This is a genomic window from Neorhizobium sp. P12A, from assembly GCF_008365395.1.
Classification (GTDB): Bacteria; Pseudomonadota; Alphaproteobacteria; order Rhizobiales; family Rhizobiaceae; genus Rhizobium.
The window spans coordinates 1,198,051-1,218,042 of record NZ_QOVX01000001.1; the positions used below are offsets into that span (position 1 = coordinate 1,198,051).

Sequence of the window (19,992 nt, forward strand, 5' to 3'; positions counted from 1 at the left end):
TCAGGCCTTTGGAAGGGCGGCGATGGGCGTTGCCGGCGCCGCACTCGATTGATAGACGGCCTCGACCAGCGCCATGGTCTGCCAGGCATCCTCGACGGAGCCGACCAGCGTCTCGTCCTCGCCTGATGCAAAGCGCTGGAGATTGGCCATGCGGTTGACGAAGGCATCCGGGAACCAGGCACCTTCGAGCGTCACCTCGCTCCACTCGCTCTCACCCTCGGCGCGGATCCAAAGCTCGTCCGGCTCACCCTTGGGGTAATCGAGATTGACGCCGAGCTTTATGTAAGCCGCACCCTTCGTTCCCGATATCCGGAACTCGCAGGCCTGGAACTTGCGGCCGAAATCATGATCGTGGTTGACCGAGAGAACGCAGCGCACCTTGTCGCCATAGTCGAGGATGGCGGCGGTGCGCGTTTGCGCCACGTCGTGGTTCGGATGGCCGATCGTCTTGGCGTGCACGCCTTGCGGATTGCCGAGCAGGCCGCGGACGAAATCGAGATAGTGGATCGAGTGCATGGCGATCTCGATGCGCGGCAAGCCCTTCAGGAACGGCCAAAGGCCCCACGGCGTCGCCAGTGCCAGCCAGGCGTCGAAATCGACGACATCGCCGAGCAGCCCCTTCTCGACCGCATCATAGAGCGCCAGCATCATCGGCGCGAAGCGCAGTTGGAAATTCACCGCCGCCTTGATGTCGCGCTCGCGGCAGACTTTCAGGATTTCGCTCGCCTGATTAAGATCGCTTCCCATCGGCTTCTGGATCAGCGCGAAGGACCCGCGCGGCAGTTTCGACAGGATCGCGGCATGAGCGGCTGGCGGCGTGGCAAGATCGAAGATCACGCCATCAGCCGCCAGCGCCTCCTCCTCGGAGGCAAAGGCCCTGATACCCCATTGGTCCGCCAGAGCATTGGCCTTGTCCGCATTCGGATCGAAGATGCCGGCGACCGGGAAACCACCCTTCCTGTAGGCCGGCAAATGCGCATCGCCGACGATGCTGCCAGCGCCGAAGATGACGATGGGCTTGGGGCCGGAGGGTTTCGGCCACCATTGGCGGAGCGTGGTCGGGTCAAAGGTCATGGGAGATCTCCGCGAGTCCCTTCTCCCAGCGGGGAGAAGGGGTAACCTACCCTCCCCTTGAGGGGGAGGGTCGGACCGAAGGTCCGGGGTGGGGTGACTGCGGCAAGCTCGGCGCGTGTGGCGATCACCCCCACCCGCGCGACCTCCCCCCTCAAGGGGGAGGTAAAGATCTCATCCATGATGAAACACCTCTTCCATCATTGCCCACCACTCGCCCTCTTTCCGCGTCTCGAGCGGCTTCTGGCAAGGCATGCAGACCGCCCACCATTCCTTGTTCTTCGGGCTAGCGGCCATCTTCGCCATATCAGCCTCGAAGTCGGAGCCGACATATTCCCAATAGCCGAAGAGCAGGTTTTCCGGCTCCTTCAGGAAGATGGAATAGTTGGTGATGTTGCACTCGGAGATCAGTGCCAGGATTTCCGGCCAGACGGCGGCATGCAACGCCTTATATTCGGCAATCTTCGAGGCCTCCAGGCCGATCACCATTCCCATACGCTGCATGACCGTCCCCTCCTCTTTATCCGTGATGTTCGGTCGTGAACTCGCCGATCGAGCGCGCCTTGACCGCCTCCCAATCCCATTCGATGCCGATGCCGGGCTCTGATGGAGCGATGGCACGGCCGTCGCGGATCTCCATGCCCTTGGTGGTCAGGTCGTCGAGCTGCGGGATGTATTCGACATATTTGCCGTTCGGAACCGCGCAGACAAGGCTGACATGCAGCTCCATCAGGAAGTGCGGGCAAACGGGAATGTCGAAGGCCTCGGCCGCATGCGCCACCTTCAGCCAGGGCGTGATACCGCCGATGCGGGCGACATCGACCTGAACGATCGAGCAGGCACCCTTCTGCATATATTCGCGGAAATGGCGGATTGAATACATGGATTCGCCGACCGCGATCGGCGTCGGCGTCGAACGCGTCAGGCGAATATGGCCGTCGAGATCGTCGGCCGGCAGCGGCTCTTCGATCCAGGCGAGATCAAGCTCGCCAAGGCGCGCTGCCCGGCGAATCGCCTCATCCACCGTGAAGCCCTGGTTGCAGTCGGTCATGATCTCGAAATTATCGCCCAGCGCCTTTCGAACGGCAGAGAGGCGGTCATAATCCTCGGCGCCGTGCGGCTTGCCGATCTTGACCTTCGAGCCGGTAAAGCCCTTGGCCTTGGCGGCCAGCGCGTCCTCGACGAGGGCTTCTTTGGCGATATGCAACCAGCCGCCCTCGGTCGTGTAGAGCGGGCAGCTTTCCTTTGCGCCGCCGGCTAGTTTCCAGAGGGGCAGCTTCTGCTTCTTGGCGCGCAGGTCCCAGAGCGCGGTATCGACCGCGGCAAGCGCCAAGGCCGTGATCGCGCCGATCGTCGTGGCGTGGGTGGCAAATTCCATCTTGTGCCACAACGCCTCGATGCAATCGGCATCCTCGCCGATCAGAAGCGGCACGAGATGGTCGGAGAGCAGTCGCATGACGGAGGAGCCGCCGGTGCCGATCGTATAGCTGTAGCCGATACCGACGGCACCGTCGCTGTCGGTGATGGTCACGATCGGCGTTTCCTGGGAGACGAAGCTCTGGATGGCGTCCGTCCGCTTCACCTTCGGCGGCAGGTCGACCATGCGCAATTCGATTTTTTCGATCCGGGCCATATCAGTTACTCCTTAGACTGCCAGGCTCTTGCCGGTTTCGACCGAGAACAGGTGGGCCTGCGACAGGTCGAAACTCATCTTGATTTGCTCACCGCTCTTAAGCGCACGCGGATTGAGCATGCGCGACACCCATTCGCGGCCGGAGAACTCAACGAAAACCAGCGTCTCGTTGCCGAGCGGCTCGGTGATCGCGACCGGCAGCGTCAGTTCGTGGACATCGGCAGCCTGTCCCGAATGCAGTCCATGGCCGGTCGGGAAGATGTCATCGGGGCGCAGGCCGAAGGCGACCTTGTCGCCCTCCTTAACCTTCGCCTTGAATTGTTCCGGCACCGGCAACTTGTCGCCATTCGCAAAGACGATCGCGCCCGACTGCACCGTGCCCTCGACGATATTCATCGGCGGCGAACCGATGAAGCCTGCGACGAAGCGCGTAGCAGGCTTCTTGAAGACTTGATCGGGCGTGCCGACCTGCTCGATATAGCCGTCGCGCATGATGACGATGCGGTCTGCAAGCGTCATCGCCTCGACTTGGTCGTGGGTGACGTAGATGACAGTCGACTGCACCTTGGCATGCAGCTTCTTGATCTCGGTGCGCATCTGCGTGCGCAGCTTGGCATCGAGGTTCGACAGCGGCTCGTCGAAAAGGAAGACTTCCGGCTGGCGCACGATGGCGCGGCCCATGGCGACACGCTGGCGCTGGCCGCCGGAAAGCTGCGCCGGACGGCGATCCATCAGCGCCTCGAGGCTGAGAATAGCGGCCGCCTCGTTGACCCGCTTGTCGATCTCGGATTGCGGCTGCTTGGCGATCTTCAGCGAGAAGCCCATGTTCTCGCGCACCGTCATATGTGGATAGAGCGCATAGGACTGAAACACCATCGAGATGTTGCGGTCGCGCGGCGGCAGGTCGTTGACGACGGTATTGCCAATTTCGATCGCGCCGCCCGAGACCTCTTCGAGCCCGGCGATCATGCGCAGCGTCGTGGACTTGCCGCAGCCGGAGGGGCCGACCAGCGCGATGAATTCCTTGTCCTTGATGTCGAGATCGATCCCATGGACTATTTCCAGCGCGCCGTAGCGCTTGACGAGTTTTTTGAGCGAAACCTGAGCCATCGAATTCAACCTTTGACCGCGCCGAACGTCAGGCCGGACACGAGATGCTTCTGGATGATGAAAGTGAGGATGAGCGCCGGGACGATCATGACGACGGCGAGCGCACACATGCCGCGCCAGTCGATCGTGAACTCGGCGGTATAATCGAGCAGGCCGACCGGCAACGTCTTGGAATTGATCGATCGCGTCAGCTGCGAGGCCAGCGCATATTCGTTCCAGCAGGTGAGGAAGGCGAAGATACCTGCCGACGCGATGCCGGGACCGGCGAGCGGAAACTCCACCTGCCAGAAGGCCTGCCAGCGGGTGCAGCCGTCGATCTGCGCGGCCTCGGCCAGATCCTTCGGCACCTGCCGGAAGAAGCCGTCGATCAGCCAGATGGTGAAGGGCACGTTGAGCGCCACATAGGTGAGGATCAGGCCGAAATGCGTATCGATGATGCCGATGCGCGAATAGACCATGAAGAGCGGCAGCGACAGCGCCACGCCTGGTACGGAGCGCGTCAGCATCAGCCCCAGGAAGGCGGCAGACTTGCCGGTGAAGCGGAAGCGGGCGAAGGCATAGCCGCCCGACATGCCGATCGCCAGCGCAATGACGGTCGAGGTGATCGAGATGATCAGCGAATTGCGGAAATAGTCGAAGACCGGGATGCCGCCATGGCCGAGCCCGCCGAACATGTCGCGATAGGCTTCGAGCGAGATTTCATGCGGGATCCAGACCGGCGGTTTCGCCATGATCTCGACGGTCGGCCTCAGCGAACTGAGGATGATCCAGACGCCCGGAAGGCAGATGATGAGCATCGCGATGAAAAGCCCGACGAGATGCAGGACTTTTCCGATGCGGCGGCGTACGCGTTGTTCAGCGTTGCGATCCATGATTACCACTCCGCTCCGATCTGGGTGCGGGCAAGCGCAAGCTTGCGGAAGAAATAGACGGTGAAGACGATCGAGAGGATGATCGAGACATAGGCCATGGCGTTGGCGAGGCCCATCTGCGCATCGGAATAGGCGGTGCGCCCGACCAGCGTCCACAGGAGTTCGGTGCGCTGCGCCGGACCGCCATCGGTCATGATCTTGACGATGTCATAGGCGCGCGCGACGTCGAGCGAGCGAATCGTCATGGCGATGAAGGCAAAGGGCATCAGGAATGGCCAGGTGACATAGCGGAAGGTCTGCCACGAGGTGCAGCCATCGACGCGCGCCGCCTCGACCGGCTCCTGCGGCATGGCGAGCAGGCCGGCCAGGATCAGGATTGCGAAGACCGATGTCGAAGACCAGACTTCGGCGATCACGATGGAAAGCAGCGCGAGATTGCCGTCGATCAGCCAGGGAATGGCATCGGTAGTGAGCCCCAGTGACTGCAGCGCGTTGTTCACGATGCCGACATTGTCATTGAACATGAACTTGAACTGGAAGCCGACGAGGACGGGCGAAAACATCATCGGAAACATCATCAGCGTGCGCAGCACGCGCTTGCCATGCGTCGCCTTGTTGACGAGCAGCGCAAGACCTAGGCCCAGCAGCATTTCAAGGTTCAACGCGATCGTCAACAGGATGACCGTGCGCACGAAGGCTGCCAGGAAGACTGGATCGGTCAGGATGCGCGTATAGTTGCGCAGGCCGATGAAGACGAAAAGCGTGTTCGGCCGCGTCAGCCGGAAGGGCGTGAAGCTGGAATAAAGAGACAGCAGCAGCGGGAAGATAACCACCGCCGCAAGAACGATGAACGCCGGTAGAAGAAGCAGGACCGGTGGAGATATTTTTTTGAACATTGATGTACCTGTCCGCGCATTCCCGAAAATGAGGAACGCAGTTTCGTGACGCCGCAGCTTGAGGACATTAGCCTTGGCAGACCGGCCGGATGGGTACTGGCCAAAGTCATGTTCAGACATCCGCACCCGTTTCCGGGTGCGGAGCATCGGTCAGGCGATCAGAGATCGCCGGCATCCTTGAGGATATCGGTCGCCTTCTTGGCGGCATCGTCCAGCGCCTGCTTGGAGCTCTTGTCGCCGAGGATGGCGGACTGCAGTTCCGGATAGACGGCGTTGGAGATTTCGATCCATTCCGGCGTGCGCGGAACCGGGAAGGCGTATTTCATGGCTTCCTGGAAGGCGCCGAGCGATTCCTTCTTGTAGGGATCGTTGGCGGCCTGGGCGATATCCCAATCCCAGACAGCCTTGCGGGTCGGCAGCGTGCCGTTTGCCGCTTCGAGCTTCTGGCTGTCTTCGTTGGTCAGCCACCAGACGAGCGATGCAGCCGCATCCTTGTGCTGGCAGGCTTCCGTTACCGAGAAGCCGTGATGGCCGGACCAGCCGGTATGCTTGCCGGAGGAGCCGACCGGCTGAACGACGACGCCGACATTGCCCGCGATCTTCGAGGACTTCGGATCGTTGAAATAGGAGGCCCAGCCGGGCCAGTCGAGGTCAAGCGCCACGGTGCCGGACGCAAAGCCCGCGCCGAGATCATCCCAGAGATAATTGGTGACGCCGGCCGGAACGGCCTTCGCCTTGTACATGTTCACGAACCAGTCGAGCGCGCGTACACCGGCTTCGGAATTGAAGGCCGGCTTCTTGTCCTTGTCGAGATACTCGCCACCCTCGGCAACCAGCATTTCATAGAAGCGACCGTTAATCGCTTCTTCCTTGCCGGGGAACTGGGTACCGTAGAAGTTCGGCGGATTGGCAAAGAAGGTCGACTGGTCGCTGACTTCCTTCCAGGTCTTCGGCGGCGCCAGCTCGTAGCCGAACTTATCCTTGAAAGCCTTCTTCTTGGCTTCGTCGGTATAGAGGCTCTTCTGGTAATAGAGGGCGGAAACGTCGAACTGAGCGCGCGGCAGCATCACCAGCTTGCCGTCGATGGTCGAGGCAGCGATCGTCGAATCGACGAACTTGGCGATTTCGTCGGCCGGTAGCAGCGGCTTCAGGTCCGTATAGAGGCCTTCATAGATCGGCGCGAAGGAAGAGTGGTTGGAACCGACGCACCAGGTGATGTTGCCTGACGCCATGTCGGATTTGATTTCCTTGTCGAGGTCAAAATAGTTCTTCTTCGAAAGAACGTTGACCTTCGCACCGGTCGCCTTCTCCCACTCGCCAATGCGCGCATAGAGCGGCTCATACTGCTGGCCGCCGATGATCTTCGCATCGATCGTCACGCCATCGAATTTTCCGGGCAGATCCGCGGACCATGCCGTGGAACTGGCAAGAAACGCCATCAAACCGGCGACTAGACCGGCTCCCAACTTCTTCATAGGAACTCCTCCCTTGAGCTCGGACCCTCTTGCCCGACAATCGATTTCCAAATATGGATCGATAATTCATATGTAAACATCATATTTATCGAGCGTCAAGCGTTCCGGTCACCGGGTTTGCAAATCATTTTCATTCATATATGAATTCCAAACGGCATGTACGCATGAAGGAAAGATGATGGCCTTGGATGATGAGAACGATCGCTACCGCGCCCCCGCCCTCGACAAGGGACTGGACATTCTCGAGCTGCTGTCGCGGATCGATGGCGGCCTGACCCAGGCCGAAATCGCCAAGCAGCTCGGCAAGAGCCCGAACGAATTCTACCGCATGCTCGACCGCTTGGTGCGCCGCGGCTATGTCCAGCGCCAGGAGGGCGATCGCTTTTATCTGACGCTTAAGCTCTTCGGCCTTGCCCATTTCCATGCGCCGGTGCGCCGCCTCGTCTCCTTCGCGACGCCACTGATGCGCGAATTCTCCAATCGCGCCGAACAAGCCTGTCATCTCGCCGTCTTCGACCGCGGCTCCGTCGTCGTCATCGCCCAGCAGGATTCGCCGACCTATTGGGGCATCTCCATTCGCGTCGGCGCCCAGATCAACCTTTTCAACACCGGTTCCGGCCACATCCTCCTGGCCTTCCGGGATGAAAAGCAGCGGCGTATGATGATCACCGAGCAGCAGCGCCGCGATGACGATATTCCCGAACCCGAGGACCTGAACGAAAAGCTGCAGATCATCCGGGAAAAGGGCTTCGAGACCATGGACAGCCTGCAGACCACGGGTGTCCGAAATATCTCGGCACCGGTTCTGGCGATGGACGGCAATGCGCTGGCGGCCATGACCTGTCCCTATATCCAGCCGGTCAACGGCAACGCGCCGAGCTATGAGAAGGTTATCGAATACGTCTGCGACGCCGCCCGGCAGATCTCCGAGACCGTGGCAGGAACGGTCGACGAAGCGGAGCTATAATTTTTATTTGAATAAACTATTCTTCTGTGAGTATATGTCGATAGCATGTAGGGGAGGATCACCATGCTTTTCGATACGCACCTGCACGTCGTCGACCGTGCGAAGCTGAACTATCCCTGGCTTGCGGGAGCCGGTGCGCTGAACCGCGACAGCCTTTATGAGGAATATGCCCGCGACGCCCATCGCGCCGGCATTTCGGATACGCTCCACATGGAAGTGGATGTCGCGCCGGAGGATATCGAAGCGGAAACCGCCTATATCAAGGAGCTTTCGCGGCAACCGGGCAGCCTGATCCGCGGCGCGATCGCCTCCTGCCGCCCGGAAGAGGATGGGTTCCCGGCCTATCTCGATCGGGTTCTTGCAGATCCCTTCGTCAAGGGATTTCGCCGCGTCCTGCATGTCGTGCCCGATGATCTCTCTGAGGGAGCGCTTTTTCGCGAAAATCTGAAACGCCTTGCCGGCACGCGCCTGACCTTCGATTTCTGTGTCTTGCCCCATCAGATCCAGAAGGCGATTGCGCTGGTCGACCTGAACCCCGGCATCCAGTTCATTCTCGACCATTGCGGCGTTCCCGCCGTCAAGGACGGCGTGAGCGAGATCTGGAAATCGGGCATGACCGAGATCGCCAAGCGGCCTAACGTTACGGTGAAGATCTCCGGCGTCGTTGCCTATGCCGATCCGGAAAGCTGGACTGTCGAGACGCTGCGTCCCTTCGTCGAACACTCAATCCAGAGCTTTGGCTGGGACCGGGTCGTGTGGGGCAGCGACTGGCCCGTCTGCACGCTGGGCGGCGGATTGACCACGTGGATTGCGGCAACCCATGCGCTGACCTCAGGCTGCAGCGCCGATGAACGCGCTCGTTTCTACAACGGCAACGCCAAGCGCATCTGGAAACTCTGAAGCGCTCTGGCTATCCAGCATTGGAAAGATGATCCCATGACCGATAACCGGACGACTGATGACCCGATGACCGCCACAGTCGGCATTTCGAGCACCCACCCAAAGACGATGCCGCAGGATCATGCCTCCCTGCCCGTCTGGAATTCGGAAAACTGGTTCTATGAGGATTTCGAGATCGGTCACAAGATCCGCTCGCTGAGGCGCACGATTTCCGAAGGGGAATCGATGCAGTTCAATGCGCTCGTGCTCGACATGCATCCTTACGTGGGCGACCAGATCTTCGCCGAGACCGAGGGCATGTTCGGCAAGCGGCTCGTTGCGGGCGCCTTCGTCTTCTCCGCTGGCCTCGGCCTCGTCGCGACCAACTGCATCAACGCCTTTTCCTATGGCTACGACAAGCTGCGTTTCATCAAGCCGACCTTCATCGGCGACACGATCTACACCATCCGCACCAACCTCGACAAACAGCCGAAATATGTGGAGCTCGGCCTGATCCGATCCTCCTATGAGGTCTTCAAGGGCGAAGGCGAGCTAGTGCTCTATTGCGAACATATCCAGACGGTCCGCTACAAGAACGGCAGGCCGGCGGATGCACCTGAACTGAAAGGCTGAAGAAAGCCGAATGATGAAGAATATGAATGCTGAAGGCCTGTTGTCCGGCATAACGGTGCTGGATATGAGCCAGTTTCTATCGGGTCCCATGGCAGCACTTCGCCTGGGCGATCTCGGCGCGCGCATAATCAAGATCGAGCGGCCGGATGGCGGCGATCTCTGCCGGCGTCTCTATCTCAGCGACACCGAAATCGGCGGCGACTCGACGCTGTTCCACGCGATCAACCGTGGCAAGGAAAGCATTGCCTTCAACATGAAGGATGCCGACGACCTCAGGGGTATCCATGCGCTGATCGCCAAGGCGGATGTCATCATCCAGAATTTCCGCCCCGGTGTGATCGAGCGGCTCGGCCTCGACTATGAGACGGCGCGCAAGATCAATCCCCGTATCGTCTATGGCAGCATCACGGGCTATGGCACCGCCGATGAATGGCGGCAGTTTCCGGGGCAGGATCTACTGGCCCAGGCCCGCTCCGGCGCCATGTGGCTGAACGGCGAGGCTGACGACGGCCCGGTTCCCTTCGGCCTCGCGGTCGCCGACATGCTGGCCGGCAATCTCCTCGTCCAGGGCATTTTGGCAGGCCTCGTACGCCGTGGCATGACAGGCGAAGGTTCGCATGTCGAAACCAGCCTCATCGAGGCCATGATCGATTTCCAGTTCGAAGTCCTGACCACCCATTTGAACGACGGCGGCCGCCTGCCGAAGAAATCCTCCGTACGCAACGCCCACGCCTATCTCGCAGCACCCTACGGCGTCTACCAGACATCGGACAGTTGGATCGCCGTCGCGATGATGCCGCTTTCCAAGCTCGCGCCCTTGCTCGACTTACCTGCTCTTGCCACCTACACGCCCGAGGAGGCCTTCTCCCGGCGCGACGAGGTAAAGAGCATGATTGCCGGACGGCTCAGGGAAAGGAGCGTCGGGGATTGGCTTGCGATCCTGCAGCCGGCCGATATCTGGGCCGCGGAGGTGCTGGATTGGCCGAAGCTGATGCAGACAGCGGCCTTCCGTCAGCTCGACATGCTGCAGACCGTTACCCGCGGCGACGGCGTCTCCGTCCGCACGACGGCGAGCCCCATCCGCGTCAACGGCGTCAGACACAAGAACAACCGGGCCGCGCCGACGATCGGAAACCAATCCGAAGAGATCAGGGCGGAGTTTATGTCGGGCGGGGAGTAGTTTCAGGGGCATACGGTGCGTGGCGTGCCGTATGCCCCTCATCCGCCTGCCGCAACCACAAGCTCTCAATTCCGCACTCTAACAAAAAAGGCCCCACAAACGGGGCCTTTTCACTATCAAATCACACGTCTACCAACGGAAGATCAAGCCGCGACGGCCTGCAGTTCCTTGGTGACCATGGTGCGCAGGGTGACGAGGTCCTTGGCGAAGTTGCGGATGCCTTCCGAAAGCTTTTCGGTCGCCATTGCGTCTTCGTTCATCATCCAGCGGAAGGTCTTTTCATCCATCTCGATCTTCGCCGCGGGCTTCTTCATGTCGGGCGAAAGCTTGCGCTCGAGCTTGCCTTCGTCCTTCGACAGTTCCTCAAGAAGGTTTGGAGCGATCGTCAGGCGGTCGCAGCCGGCAAGGGCCTCGACTTCGGCGGCGCTACGGAACGAGGCGCCCATGACGACCGTCTTGATGTCGTTGGCCTTGTAGTAGTTGTAGATGTCGCGGACGGACAGAACGCCCGGATCTTCTTCCGGCGTGTAGTCCTTGCCGGTCGACTTCTTGTACCAGTCGAGGATGCGGCCGACGAAAGGCGAGATCAGGAAGACCTTGGCATCGGCGCAGGCAACGGCCTGGGCCTTCGAGAAGAGAAGCGTCAGGTTGCAGTCGATGCCGTCCTTCTGCAGGACTTCGGCAGCGCGAATGCCTTCCCAGGTGGAAGCGAGCTTGATGAGGATGCGATCCTTCTCGATGCCGCGTTCCTTGTAGGCAGCGATGATGCTGTGTGCCTTGGCGATCGAAGCCTTGGTGTCGAAGGAAAGGTCGGCGTCGACCTCGGTCGAGACGCGGCCCGGAACCAGCTTCGACAGCGCTGCACCGACGGAGATTGCAAGACGGTCAGCGACGGCAGAGGCAACGGCTTCGGAAGCGCCGCCCTGCTTCTTGCCCCATGCAACGGCTTCCTTGATGCTGTCGGCAAACATCGGCGTGCCGAGGGCCTTCAGAACGATCGACGGGTTGGTCGTGCAATCGACCGGCTTCAGGCGGGCAACCGCTTCGATGTCGCCGGTATCGGCAACCACCGTCGTGATCTCACGGAGTTGGTCAAGCTTGGATGTCATGGTAGGTATCCTTGTTGAATTGGGACTGTTGACCGGTGCGAAATTCCGTCCGATGTTCGACAGACGGTATGAATTTTTCGGCGGATTTACGCACTTCCCTCTCCACTACCTCGGTAACGATGGGAAAGACGCGATGTTCCAGATGCCGTAAGCGGGCTGGCACCACGATGGAGTTCGGTGACTGCAAGAAGCGCAAATGCCGCCAATGACCGTCCGGCTGGCCAGATGTACCGATTGCCGTTTAACCGCACGATTTGCCCTCCTCGATCGGACAAGGACCCGCTTCCCGACAGACTATCACAATTCCGCCGATGTAAAGTCAAGGACATTTGTGCATTTCAATTGACATAAGTTTCAGGCCATAGAATATCTGGAAAAGAGATCCGAAATCGCAGGAACCGTTCTGCACAATTGCGCAGATTTCGCCTTCTACGGCTGCGATATGAACGGACGAGGTTTCCGGAGGACCTGTGGCCAAACTGAGACGTGGAACACATACCGCCTATTCCGAGACGGCGTCACTCAGGCTTCGTGCTGCCTGGCTTTATTATAATCAGGGTCTCACCCAGAAGGAAGTCGCCGAACAGCTCGGCATCAGCCGCACGACCGTTATCCGTCTTCTGGACGAGGCGATGCGACGCAGCGAAGTGCAGATCTGGATCAACGAGGCGATTGACGATTGCGTCGAACTGGCAATCAAGCTGGAGCGCGCCTATGGGCTCGACGAGGCGATCGTCGTGCCCACTCCGCCAAACAGCAGCGCCGATGCCCAGGCCAAGTGCGTGGGCCTGGCGCTCGGCCAGTTCCTGACCGAAGCCATACCGGACAATTACACGATCGGCGTCGGCTGGGGCCGCACGATGACGGCCTCGCTTTCCAGCTTCCGGCCGCCGCGTCGTGATAATTGCAAGGTCGTCTCCCTGCTTGGCGGCATCGTTGCGGTCCAGCAGACCAATCCGATCGATTATACATGGAGGCTGGCCAGCCAGCTCGGCGCGGAATGCTACATGTTCCTTGCACCGCTGCTGGTCGATTCCATCGAGACCAAACGCAATCTCATCGAGAAATGTGGCTTGGAAGCGATCTATCGCCTGGCCGAGAACCTGGATCTGGCGATCGTCAGCTGCGGCGATATCGGCCCGCATTCGACCTCCCTGTCGGAGGGCTTCATTTCCAAGCAGGAGCTGGATCAGCTGATCGATGCCGGCTGTGTCTGCGACACCATGTTCAATTTCCTCGATGCCGACGGCAATTCCATCGACCACAGCATCAACAGCCGGGTCATGTCGGTCGATCTCGACACGCTGAAAAAGGCCAAGCACATCGTGCTGTCTTCGGGCGGCACCCATCGCGCAATGGCGATCCGCGCCACGATCAGGCGCATCGGCTGCAACACGCTGATAACAGACGAAAGCGCTGCCGTAGCATTGCTTGGCCTGGCGCAGGCCAAGGCTGCCTGAGGCCATCAGGCCTGCGCAGATTCCCAGCCAAGCATGGCCCGCTTTCGGGTCAGCCCCCAATGATAGCCGGTCAGGTCACCATTCTTGCCGAGCGCGCGATGGCAAGGCACGACGAAAGAGATGGGATTGCGGCCGACTGCGGCGCCCACGGCCCGCATTGCCGTCGGCTGGCCGATATCCCGCGCGATATCGGAATAGGTGACGGCCTTGCCGAGCGGGATCTTGAGCAAGCTCTCCCAAACACGCACCTGGAAATCCGTACCGATCAGCACGACACGCAACGGCTGGTCGCATGTCCATTTGCCGGGCTCGAAAACCCGCTCCGCATAGGGCGCAGTTGCCTGCGTATCCTCGACATATTGCGCGTTCGGCCAGCGGCAGGTCATGTCGTCAAGGCAGGCGGCCTCATCGCCGCTGTCGCTGAAGGCAAGGCCGGCAAGGCCGCGATCGGTTGCCATGACAAGCGCCGTGCCGAACGGTGATTGATGGAAGCCGAAACGGATGACGAGCCCGCCGCCCTTCGCCTTCCATTCGCCAGGGGACATGGCCTCATGGGTCACGAAGAGATCGTGCAGACGGCTCGGACCGGAAAGCCCGACTTCGATCGATGTTTCGAGCAGGGGCAGGTTTTCCTGCCGCAACAGCCGCTTGGCATGATCCAGCGTCACTGCCTGCAGGAATGCCTTCGGCGACAGGCCGGCCCAGCGAGTAAACGTCTTCTGCAACTGCGTGGGAGATTGGTCGAGCCGCGCAGCAATCGCCTCCAGCGACGGCTGATCGCGATACTCCTCGGTGATGAGTTCGATGACGCGGCGGACCGTATCGTAATCCGCGCCTTCGGGCGTGATGTCGGTCTTGAACTGAGCGATTGCGTTCATGGTCTTTCTCCTTGCCCATGAAATGACCATTCAGGTGCTTCGTTACCACCCGTTTCTTGCCGAAACCGCTAAATTCGACGCTTTACCGTGGCAAGTGCGCCGGTAAACGCTTTTGCAAAGCTCTCGCGATCCTCCGGGCTGAGGAAAGAGCCGATCTCCATGTCGTGCCCCTCGCCGCGAACGTGCATCGACCGGATGCCGACTCCCCGCAGCCGCCGGACGAGGAACCGGACCCAGAATGGATTGAAGCGATGCTCCTCCACCCGGCCCGACGGCGAGACCTTGCGGATGGAAACATCGGTGCGCGAGACGGTGACCTGCTCGCGAACACGGCCGGAGCGATAGTTCAGCCAGAAGGCGCCGTAGAGAAGGAGGAAATCGGCGCCGAAGAAAAGACCGATCGGCCATGCGCCCTGGAGGAAGAACAAGCCGCCATAAAACAGGCAGAACGTCCCCATAAGCACAAGAAGAACCCTGAATCCTTTCCGCCCGAGTGACCGATAGGGAAAAAGCTCGGCCGCAAAGACCGGCCTGTCGCCATCGGGATCAGTGCCCGGATCGCCTTTGCTCATATCGCCGTTGCGTTCCATCATGGCGCATGAGTATAGGTTTTCCATGGCAAATCCGAAACTCAAATCCACTACCCCGGCCCCACAAAAGACTGTGACCACACGCCGCAAGCCGGCAACGGTCCGCAGCGCCTATTCGAAGACGGAAGTGGAGGAAATATTCCGGCGTTTCTCTATCCAGCGGCCGGAGCCGAAGGGCGAGCTGGAGCACGTCAACCCTTTCACACTGGTGGTTGCCGTGGCGCTCTCGGCCCAAGCGACGGACGCCGGCGTCAACAAGGCGACGCGTGCCCTGTTCAAGGTCGCCGACACGCCTGAAAAGATGCTGGAACTCGGCGAAGACCAGGTCCGCGACTACATCAAGACGATCGGGCTCTACCGCAACAAGGCGAAGAACGTCATCGCGCTTTCGCAGATGCTGGTCGACAAGTTCGATGGCAAGGTTCCGCAGACGCGCGACGAGCTGGTGATGCTGCCCGGCGTCGGCCGCAAGACGGCAAACGTGGTGCTATCCATGGCCTTCGGGCAGGCGACGATCGCGGTCGATACCCATATCTTCCGCATCGCCAATCGCATCAAGCTTGCGCCGGGCAAGACGCCTGACGAGGTCGAGCAACGGCTCTTAAAGGTTATTCCCGACCACTATCTCTATCACGCACACCACTGGCTCATCCTGCACGGTCGCTATGTCTGCAAGGCCCGTAAGCCCGAATGCGAACGTTGCGTCATCGCCGATCTCTGTCGGTCGCCCGAAAAGACGGTGGACATACCGGCGCCGCTGGTTGCGCTACCGCCGCAATTGATTGGCGAATAGCGGATCGCGCACGCTCAGCAGCTTGTGCAGATGCACCATCATCGCTGCGGCAAACAGCGGTGTCAGCAGATTGACGATCGGCACCGCCAGGAACGCCGCGATGATCAGGCCGCCCAGGAAAACCGTCGTTGAATGCTTTGCCCGGAAGGATCGCGCTTCCTCCGGCGAACGAAACCGCATGGCGGCGAATTCGAAGAATTCTCGGCCAAGCAGATAGCCGTTGACCAGGAAGAAGGCGATCAGGTTGATGCCCGGCACGAAGAGCAGGATCAGCGCGATAATATTGCCGACGACCACCACGCCCAGGAATTTCAACGACCCGATCATGGCCGGAACGAGCGGCATGGCCGTGCCCGGCCTGTCGGCCGGATAATCGCGCCGCTCCACGACCTCGGCGATATCATCGAGAAAAAGGCCGGCGACAACAGCAGTGACGGGCGAAAGCAGGAAAGCAAGCCCGAATGCCAGACCCACGCCTGCGAAAATCGTGAATACAAAGGCGACCCATCCCGCCCAATCCGGTAGATCCGGAAAGAAGCTTTCGACCCATGGCAGGGCAAAGGCAACAATGGCGCCATGCAAGGCGAGCCATAGCCCGACCAGCAACAGCAGCGTTATGCCAAGTACTTTCCAGAAGAGCTTCCGTGTCTCCGGTGCAAGAAGATTGGCGAGCGCCAGGCGCGCAGCATCGATCACCATACAATAGCCATTCCTAATGGGCAGTTGTTCGCGATGTAATGAGAGATTGCGCCGCCGACAAGGGTCTCCCGCACTGCGGGATAGAATTGAATGCAACTGGCTTATTGTAATGAAGAACACCCTAATATATATTGGGCTACTTTTGAAAACAACAACTTAAACCTGCGAAGCAACCCCCGGGTGTCCCCCACCCGCATCAATTGTTGATGTGTTCAAAGGATCGCCAAATAGATGAGAGACCAGCGAGGCCGACTTGGAAGATCTTAGCCAGAAGCTCAAGCAGTACATGAAATCGGGAACGCCTGCCGAGCGTCGCATCGCCCGGTATTTCTCCGATCATCTGAATGAGCTGCCTTTCGAAACCGCCTCATCCGTCGCCGATCGGCTCGAATTGAGCCCGATGACAGTCGGCCGCTTCCTCAGGGCATTGGGCTATCAGGGGCTTGATGGCATCAAGGTTCATTTGCGCGAGACGGTGGCGCCCACGACGTGGCAGATACCGCATTCCATAGAACAGCTGCAGAAAGACGTGAACGAGGGGCGTCCCTTTGCAGGTCTCATCGCCGAGCAAGTCGAGATGCTCCATCATGTCTATAATCTCGCCGGTCAGCCGCAATGGCTGGATGCCGTCGCCATGGTTCTCGCTTCGAGCGAGGTTTTCGTGGCGACTCACCAGAGCTGCGCAGGACTTGGCCATCATTTCTGCGAGCGACTGACGTCTGCCCGCGACCACGTCTATTTTTCGTCCGGCAACAACGGCAGCTACATCGAACTGCTCGGCCACCAGTCGACGGATGCGATGCTGATCATCATCGATTCGCACCGCTTCTCGAAATCGCGGCTGCTGGCGCGTTCGGCCAGGCGCTCGGGCTACAAGGTCTTGCTTGTAACCGGCCAATATACCGAATGGGCACATGAGTTTGCCAATGCCACCCTTTCCCTCCCTCCGCTGCGCGTAGGCAGCCGGGAAAATATGGTGGCCATGACAGCATTGCTGGAATTCTTCGCCGCAGCCGTTGCTCATTCTGCCGGTGAAGAGGCCGAAGTACGCGCGCGCCGGATCGCTGAACTGGAAGGCATGTTCGCCGACGCACCGTTGCGCTGAAGAGGAACCCTGCGGCTACCAGCTGTTTTTCGCCAACTGCCACTCTCCATCTTCGTCCATCTCGACCCGCTTGTTGCCCCGGTAGAAGATCGGCTTTCCGGTTTTCTTGTCCATGGAGAACCGGCTGGGCGAGAATTTCTGCTTCTCGCCGCCCTGCAGGGCGAGTGCGAGAGCCTCCTTGAATTTCCCGTTTTTGCAAAGGGCGATGAATTCTTCTTCATTCATGGAGCATGACCTGCAAGAGCCGAAACAAGCGTTTCGACGTTTGGTTTGATATGAGTGCAGCTCTTTGTCACATCGGCCTCACGAGGGGAACCCTATGTCACTCGACTGCCAAGCGACATCATCGCCCCGATCGGCCTTTTAATCCATCTTTTCCAGCTCGGCGCGATGCCGGTACATGGCCAGAAAACGGCGATAGTCGCGATCGTAGATTGCCTTCTTGCTTTCATCGGGCAGCCGTTCATGCCCACCCGGATACATGGCGGCACCGGCCGCGGCGATATCGGCATGCAGCCCGCAGGAGACGGAAGCGGCGATCGCAGTGCCGAGCAGAACAGCCTCGTTCATGGCAGGCACGATCACCTTGCATCCCGTCACATCGGAATAAAGCTCCATGAGCACGGCGTTTTTGACATGGCCCCCCGCCACATGCAGCGTATCGGGACGATACCCGTATTCATGCATTTTTTCGAGGATGTGGCGGATGCCGAGCGCGATGCCGACGCTTGTGCGCCAATAGAGACGGCAGAGCCCGTCGAACGATGTGTCGAGCGTCATGCCACTGATCACGCCGACCCCATGCGGATCGGCAAGCGGCGACCGGTTGCCGTGAAAATCCGGCAGGACATGGATGCGCGAGGCAAAGCCGTCACCCTCGGCGGCGCGCAGTTCCGCGATCCGGGCAACGATGCGCTCATGCAGCGCCGCATTCGGTTCACCGCCGGCTGCATGCATCCGCACGATATGATCGAGCAACGCGCCGGTCGCGGATTGGCCCGCCTCCACCAGCCAGGTGTCCGGGAACACCGCTTCGTAATAGGGGCCCCACATGCCGGTGCTACGCTTGCGTTCCTTCGAAAAGGCAACGATGCAGCTCGACGTTCCCGCAATCAGGGCCAGTTGCCGCTCCAGCCCGGCCGAATCTCCGGCATAGCCGCCCAGCGCTCCCAACGCCCCCGCATAGGCGTCGATCATGCCTGCTGAAACGTGGCAGGATTGATCAAGCCCCAGCGCTTCGGCAGCTTCTGCCGTGAGCGTGCCGACGCTGGAGCCGACGGGAGCGGTCTCCTCCGGAAGATTGCCCCGCACTTTCAGGTCCGGAAGCCCGATCAGTTCCAGAAAATCCGCCTGCCAGCCGGGCTTGCGATGGGCGAGATAGTTCCATTTCGCCGTCAGGGTGCAGCGTGACCGCGCCAGCGAGCCTGTCGACTTCCAGGTCATGAAATCGGCGAGATCGAAGAAGTAGCCGCTCTTTTCCCAGGTGTGCGGCAGGTTCTTCTTCAGCCACATCAGCTTGGGCATTTCCATTTCCGGCGACATGAAATGACCGGAATATTCGAGCACGCCATGTTCGGTCGTCGTGCAGAAATCGGCTTCCCGCAATGCGCGATGATCGAGCCAGACGATTGTGTCGAAATGCGTCCCGCCTTCGCTGGAAACGCTGATCGGCTGCCCCTGCGTATCGCGCACGACCAGCGAGCAGGTCGCATCGAAGCCGATGGCGCCGACGGCTGACGCATCGACACCGGCGACCGAGCGGGCGTCCCGCACCGCGGCGCATACGGCAGCCCAGATATTTTCGGAATTGTGCTCGGCGTGATTCTCGCGCGGGCGATTCATGAGAATGGGATGCTCGCCCTTCCCAAGCAGCCGCCCCCGCGAATCGAACAACCCGGCGCGGGCACTGCCCGTGCCGACATCGACCGCAACCACATGATCACGCATCAGTTATGAGCCCCGTCCGACCTATGTTTTCGAACAAGGTGTATCAAATCCGGCATCGCGTCAAACACGACTTCAGGGGAAAGCTGCTGCAATTCCGCCCGGTAGCTCGGCGAATGCGCGTGGGATCCGCCGGTGAAAGCAAAGACCGTCATCCCCGCCGCCCGTGCCGCCACGATCCCGGCGGGACTGTCTTCGATGACGATGCAGCGCGATGGTTCGACATGCATTTGCCTGGCGGCATGGAGAAAGAGATCCGGAGCCGGCTTGCCACGTTCCACCATGGAAGCGCTGAAAATGTGGGGATCGAGCCGGCCGAGAAGCCCCGTGATACCGAGCGACAGCCGGATGCGCTCAAGCTGGCTGGAGGATGCCACGCAGCAGGGGATATCAAGGGTATCGATCGCCTCGCCGATCCCATCGATCGGTTTCAGCTCGGTGCGGAAGCGCGCGTAGAGATCGTTGCGTATACGGTCGAGAAATTGTTGATCGGCAAAAACGTTGAACTCCGTCTCCAGCGTGCTGATCAATGTCGCGAGGCTTCGACCGAGGAAGCGCTGATAGGCCCCCTCTTCATCGATCTCGATGCCGGCATCGCGCATCGCCTGGACGAGAACGCTGATGGAAATCGGCTCGCTGTCGACGAGCACGCCGTCGCAGTCGAAGATTACGAGCCCTTTTTCCGTATCAGCCATGGC

21 protein-coding genes are annotated in these 19,992 nt (G+C 60.1%); 7 read left to right on the forward strand and 14 right to left on the reverse strand.

Going from position 1 to position 19,992, the window contains the following annotated elements:
• From DTW90_RS05735 to DTW90_RS05765, 7 genes are all read right to left on the reverse strand, one after another.
• Entirely contained in the window at positions 1–1,074 is a 1,074-nt protein-coding gene (locus DTW90_RS05735; RefSeq protein WP_149336918.1) for a Gfo/Idh/MocA family oxidoreductase, read from the reverse strand.
• 171 nt (positions 1,075–1,245) lie between these two features.
• Entirely contained in the window at positions 1,246–1,575 is a 330-nt protein-coding gene (locus tag DTW90_RS05740; protein ID WP_149336920.1) for an L-rhamnose mutarotase, read from the reverse strand.
• A 16-nt stretch (positions 1,576–1,591) separates the two neighbouring features.
• Positions 1,592–2,704 (reverse strand): mandelate racemase/muconate lactonizing enzyme family protein, encoded by a 1,113-nt coding sequence (locus DTW90_RS05745; RefSeq protein WP_149336922.1) that lies wholly within the window; start codon positions 2,702–2,704, stop codon positions 1,592–1,594.
• A gap of 12 nt (positions 2,705–2,716) precedes the next feature.
• Entirely contained in the window at positions 2,717–3,814 is a 1,098-nt protein-coding gene (gene ugpC / locus DTW90_RS05750; protein WP_149336924.1) for a sn-glycerol-3-phosphate ABC transporter ATP-binding protein UgpC, read from the reverse strand.
• Positions 3,815–3,819: 5 nt separating this feature from the next.
• Positions 3,820–4,686, reverse strand: a complete 867-nt coding sequence (locus DTW90_RS05755) for a carbohydrate ABC transporter permease (protein ID WP_149336926.1) — start codon at positions 4,684–4,686, stop codon at positions 3,820–3,822.
• A gap of 2 nt (positions 4,687–4,688) precedes the next feature.
• Positions 4,689–5,582 carry a sugar ABC transporter permease gene (locus DTW90_RS05760; RefSeq protein WP_132525256.1) on the reverse strand — a complete coding sequence of 298 codons (894 nt, stop codon included), beginning with the start codon at positions 5,580–5,582 and terminating at the stop codon, positions 4,689–4,691.
• Between the two features lie 158 nt (positions 5,583–5,740).
• Positions 5,741–7,057, reverse strand: coding sequence for an extracellular solute-binding protein (locus DTW90_RS05765; protein WP_132525254.1), 1,317 nt, complete (start codon positions 7,055–7,057; stop codon positions 5,741–5,743).
• 178 nt (positions 7,058–7,235) lie between these two features.
• Between DTW90_RS05765 and DTW90_RS05770 the strand changes: the two genes are divergently transcribed.
• The 4 genes from DTW90_RS05770 to DTW90_RS05785 all read left to right on the forward strand — a co-directional run bounded on the left by DTW90_RS05770 (position 7,236) and on the right by DTW90_RS05785 (position 10,716).
• The gene (locus DTW90_RS05770; protein WP_132525252.1) at positions 7,236–8,024 is read left to right on the forward strand and encodes an IclR family transcriptional regulator; all 789 of its coding nucleotides are present in this window, start codon (positions 7,236–7,238) and stop codon (positions 8,022–8,024) included.
• A gap of 63 nt (positions 8,025–8,087) precedes the next feature.
• The gene (locus tag DTW90_RS05775) at positions 8,088–8,924 is read left to right on the forward strand and encodes an amidohydrolase (protein WP_132525250.1); all 837 of its coding nucleotides are present in this window, start codon (positions 8,088–8,090) and stop codon (positions 8,922–8,924) included.
• A 66-nt stretch (positions 8,925–8,990) separates the two neighbouring features.
• Positions 8,991–9,536: a MaoC family dehydratase gene (locus tag DTW90_RS05780; RefSeq protein ID WP_132525334.1), complete on the forward strand. Its 546-nt coding sequence runs from the start codon at positions 8,991–8,993 to the stop codon at positions 9,534–9,536.
• A 13-nt stretch (positions 9,537–9,549) separates the two neighbouring features.
• The gene (locus DTW90_RS05785; protein ID WP_132525332.1) at positions 9,550–10,716 is read left to right on the forward strand and encodes a CaiB/BaiF CoA-transferase family protein; all 1,167 of its coding nucleotides are present in this window, start codon (positions 9,550–9,552) and stop codon (positions 10,714–10,716) included.
• 143 nt (positions 10,717–10,859) lie between these two features.
• On the opposite strand, the gene tal is transcribed toward DTW90_RS05785, so the two are convergent.
• Entirely contained in the window at positions 10,860–11,825 is a 966-nt protein-coding gene (gene tal / locus DTW90_RS05790) for a transaldolase (RefSeq protein ID WP_132525248.1), read from the reverse strand.
• A gap of 470 nt (positions 11,826–12,295) precedes the next feature.
• Between tal and DTW90_RS05795 the strand changes: the two genes are divergently transcribed.
• Positions 12,296–13,285, forward strand: coding sequence for a sugar-binding transcriptional regulator (locus DTW90_RS05795; protein ID WP_149336928.1), 990 nt, complete (start codon positions 12,296–12,298; stop codon positions 13,283–13,285).
• A 5-nt stretch (positions 13,286–13,290) separates the two neighbouring features.
• Here the strand turns inward: DTW90_RS05795 and DTW90_RS05800 are convergent, their stop codons facing one another.
• Together DTW90_RS05800 and DTW90_RS05805 are read right to left on the reverse strand one after the other, a co-directional pair.
• A complete protein-coding gene (locus DTW90_RS05800; RefSeq protein WP_149336930.1) occupies positions 13,291–14,163 on the reverse strand; it encodes a bifunctional helix-turn-helix domain-containing protein/methylated-DNA--[protein]-cysteine S-methyltransferase in 873 nt (290 codons plus the stop codon).
• A gap of 68 nt (positions 14,164–14,231) precedes the next feature.
• Entirely contained in the window at positions 14,232–14,756 is a 525-nt protein-coding gene (locus tag DTW90_RS05805) for a DUF2244 domain-containing protein (protein ID WP_149337067.1), read from the reverse strand.
• 22 nt (positions 14,757–14,778) lie between these two features.
• Between DTW90_RS05805 and nth the strand changes: the two genes are divergently transcribed.
• Positions 14,779–15,546: an endonuclease III gene (gene nth, locus DTW90_RS05810; RefSeq protein ID WP_149336932.1), complete on the forward strand. Its 768-nt coding sequence runs from the start codon at positions 14,779–14,781 to the stop codon at positions 15,544–15,546.
• Here nth and DTW90_RS05815 read toward each other — a convergent pair.
• Positions 15,520–16,245: a sulfate transporter family protein gene (locus DTW90_RS05815; protein ID WP_149336934.1), complete on the reverse strand. Its 726-nt coding sequence runs from the start codon at positions 16,243–16,245 to the stop codon at positions 15,520–15,522. The genes nth and DTW90_RS05815 overlap by 27 nt on opposite strands.
• Positions 16,246–16,498: 253 nt before the next feature.
• On the opposite strand from DTW90_RS05815, the gene DTW90_RS05820 reads away from it, so the two are divergent.
• A complete protein-coding gene (locus DTW90_RS05820) occupies positions 16,499–17,350 on the forward strand; it encodes a MurR/RpiR family transcriptional regulator (RefSeq protein WP_132525238.1) in 852 nt (283 codons plus the stop codon).
• 15 nt (positions 17,351–17,365) lie between these two features.
• On the opposite strand, the gene DTW90_RS05825 is transcribed toward DTW90_RS05820, so the two are convergent.
• The 3 genes from DTW90_RS05825 to DTW90_RS05835 form a co-directional block, all read right to left on the reverse strand.
• A complete protein-coding gene (locus tag DTW90_RS05825) occupies positions 17,366–17,575 on the reverse strand; it encodes a hypothetical protein (RefSeq protein ID WP_132525236.1) in 210 nt (69 codons plus the stop codon).
• A 138-nt stretch (positions 17,576–17,713) separates the two neighbouring features.
• On the reverse strand, positions 17,714–19,297 hold the full coding sequence (locus DTW90_RS05830) for an FGGY-family carbohydrate kinase (RefSeq protein ID WP_149336936.1): 1,584 nt from the start codon (positions 19,295–19,297) through the stop codon (positions 17,714–17,716).
• Complete coding sequence (locus DTW90_RS05835; protein WP_132525232.1) at positions 19,297–19,989, reverse strand: HAD family hydrolase; 693 nt, start codon at positions 19,987–19,989, stop codon at positions 19,297–19,299. The genes DTW90_RS05830 and DTW90_RS05835 overlap by 1 nt, the downstream gene beginning before the upstream one ends.
• Positions 19,990–19,992: the final 3 nt, after the last annotated feature.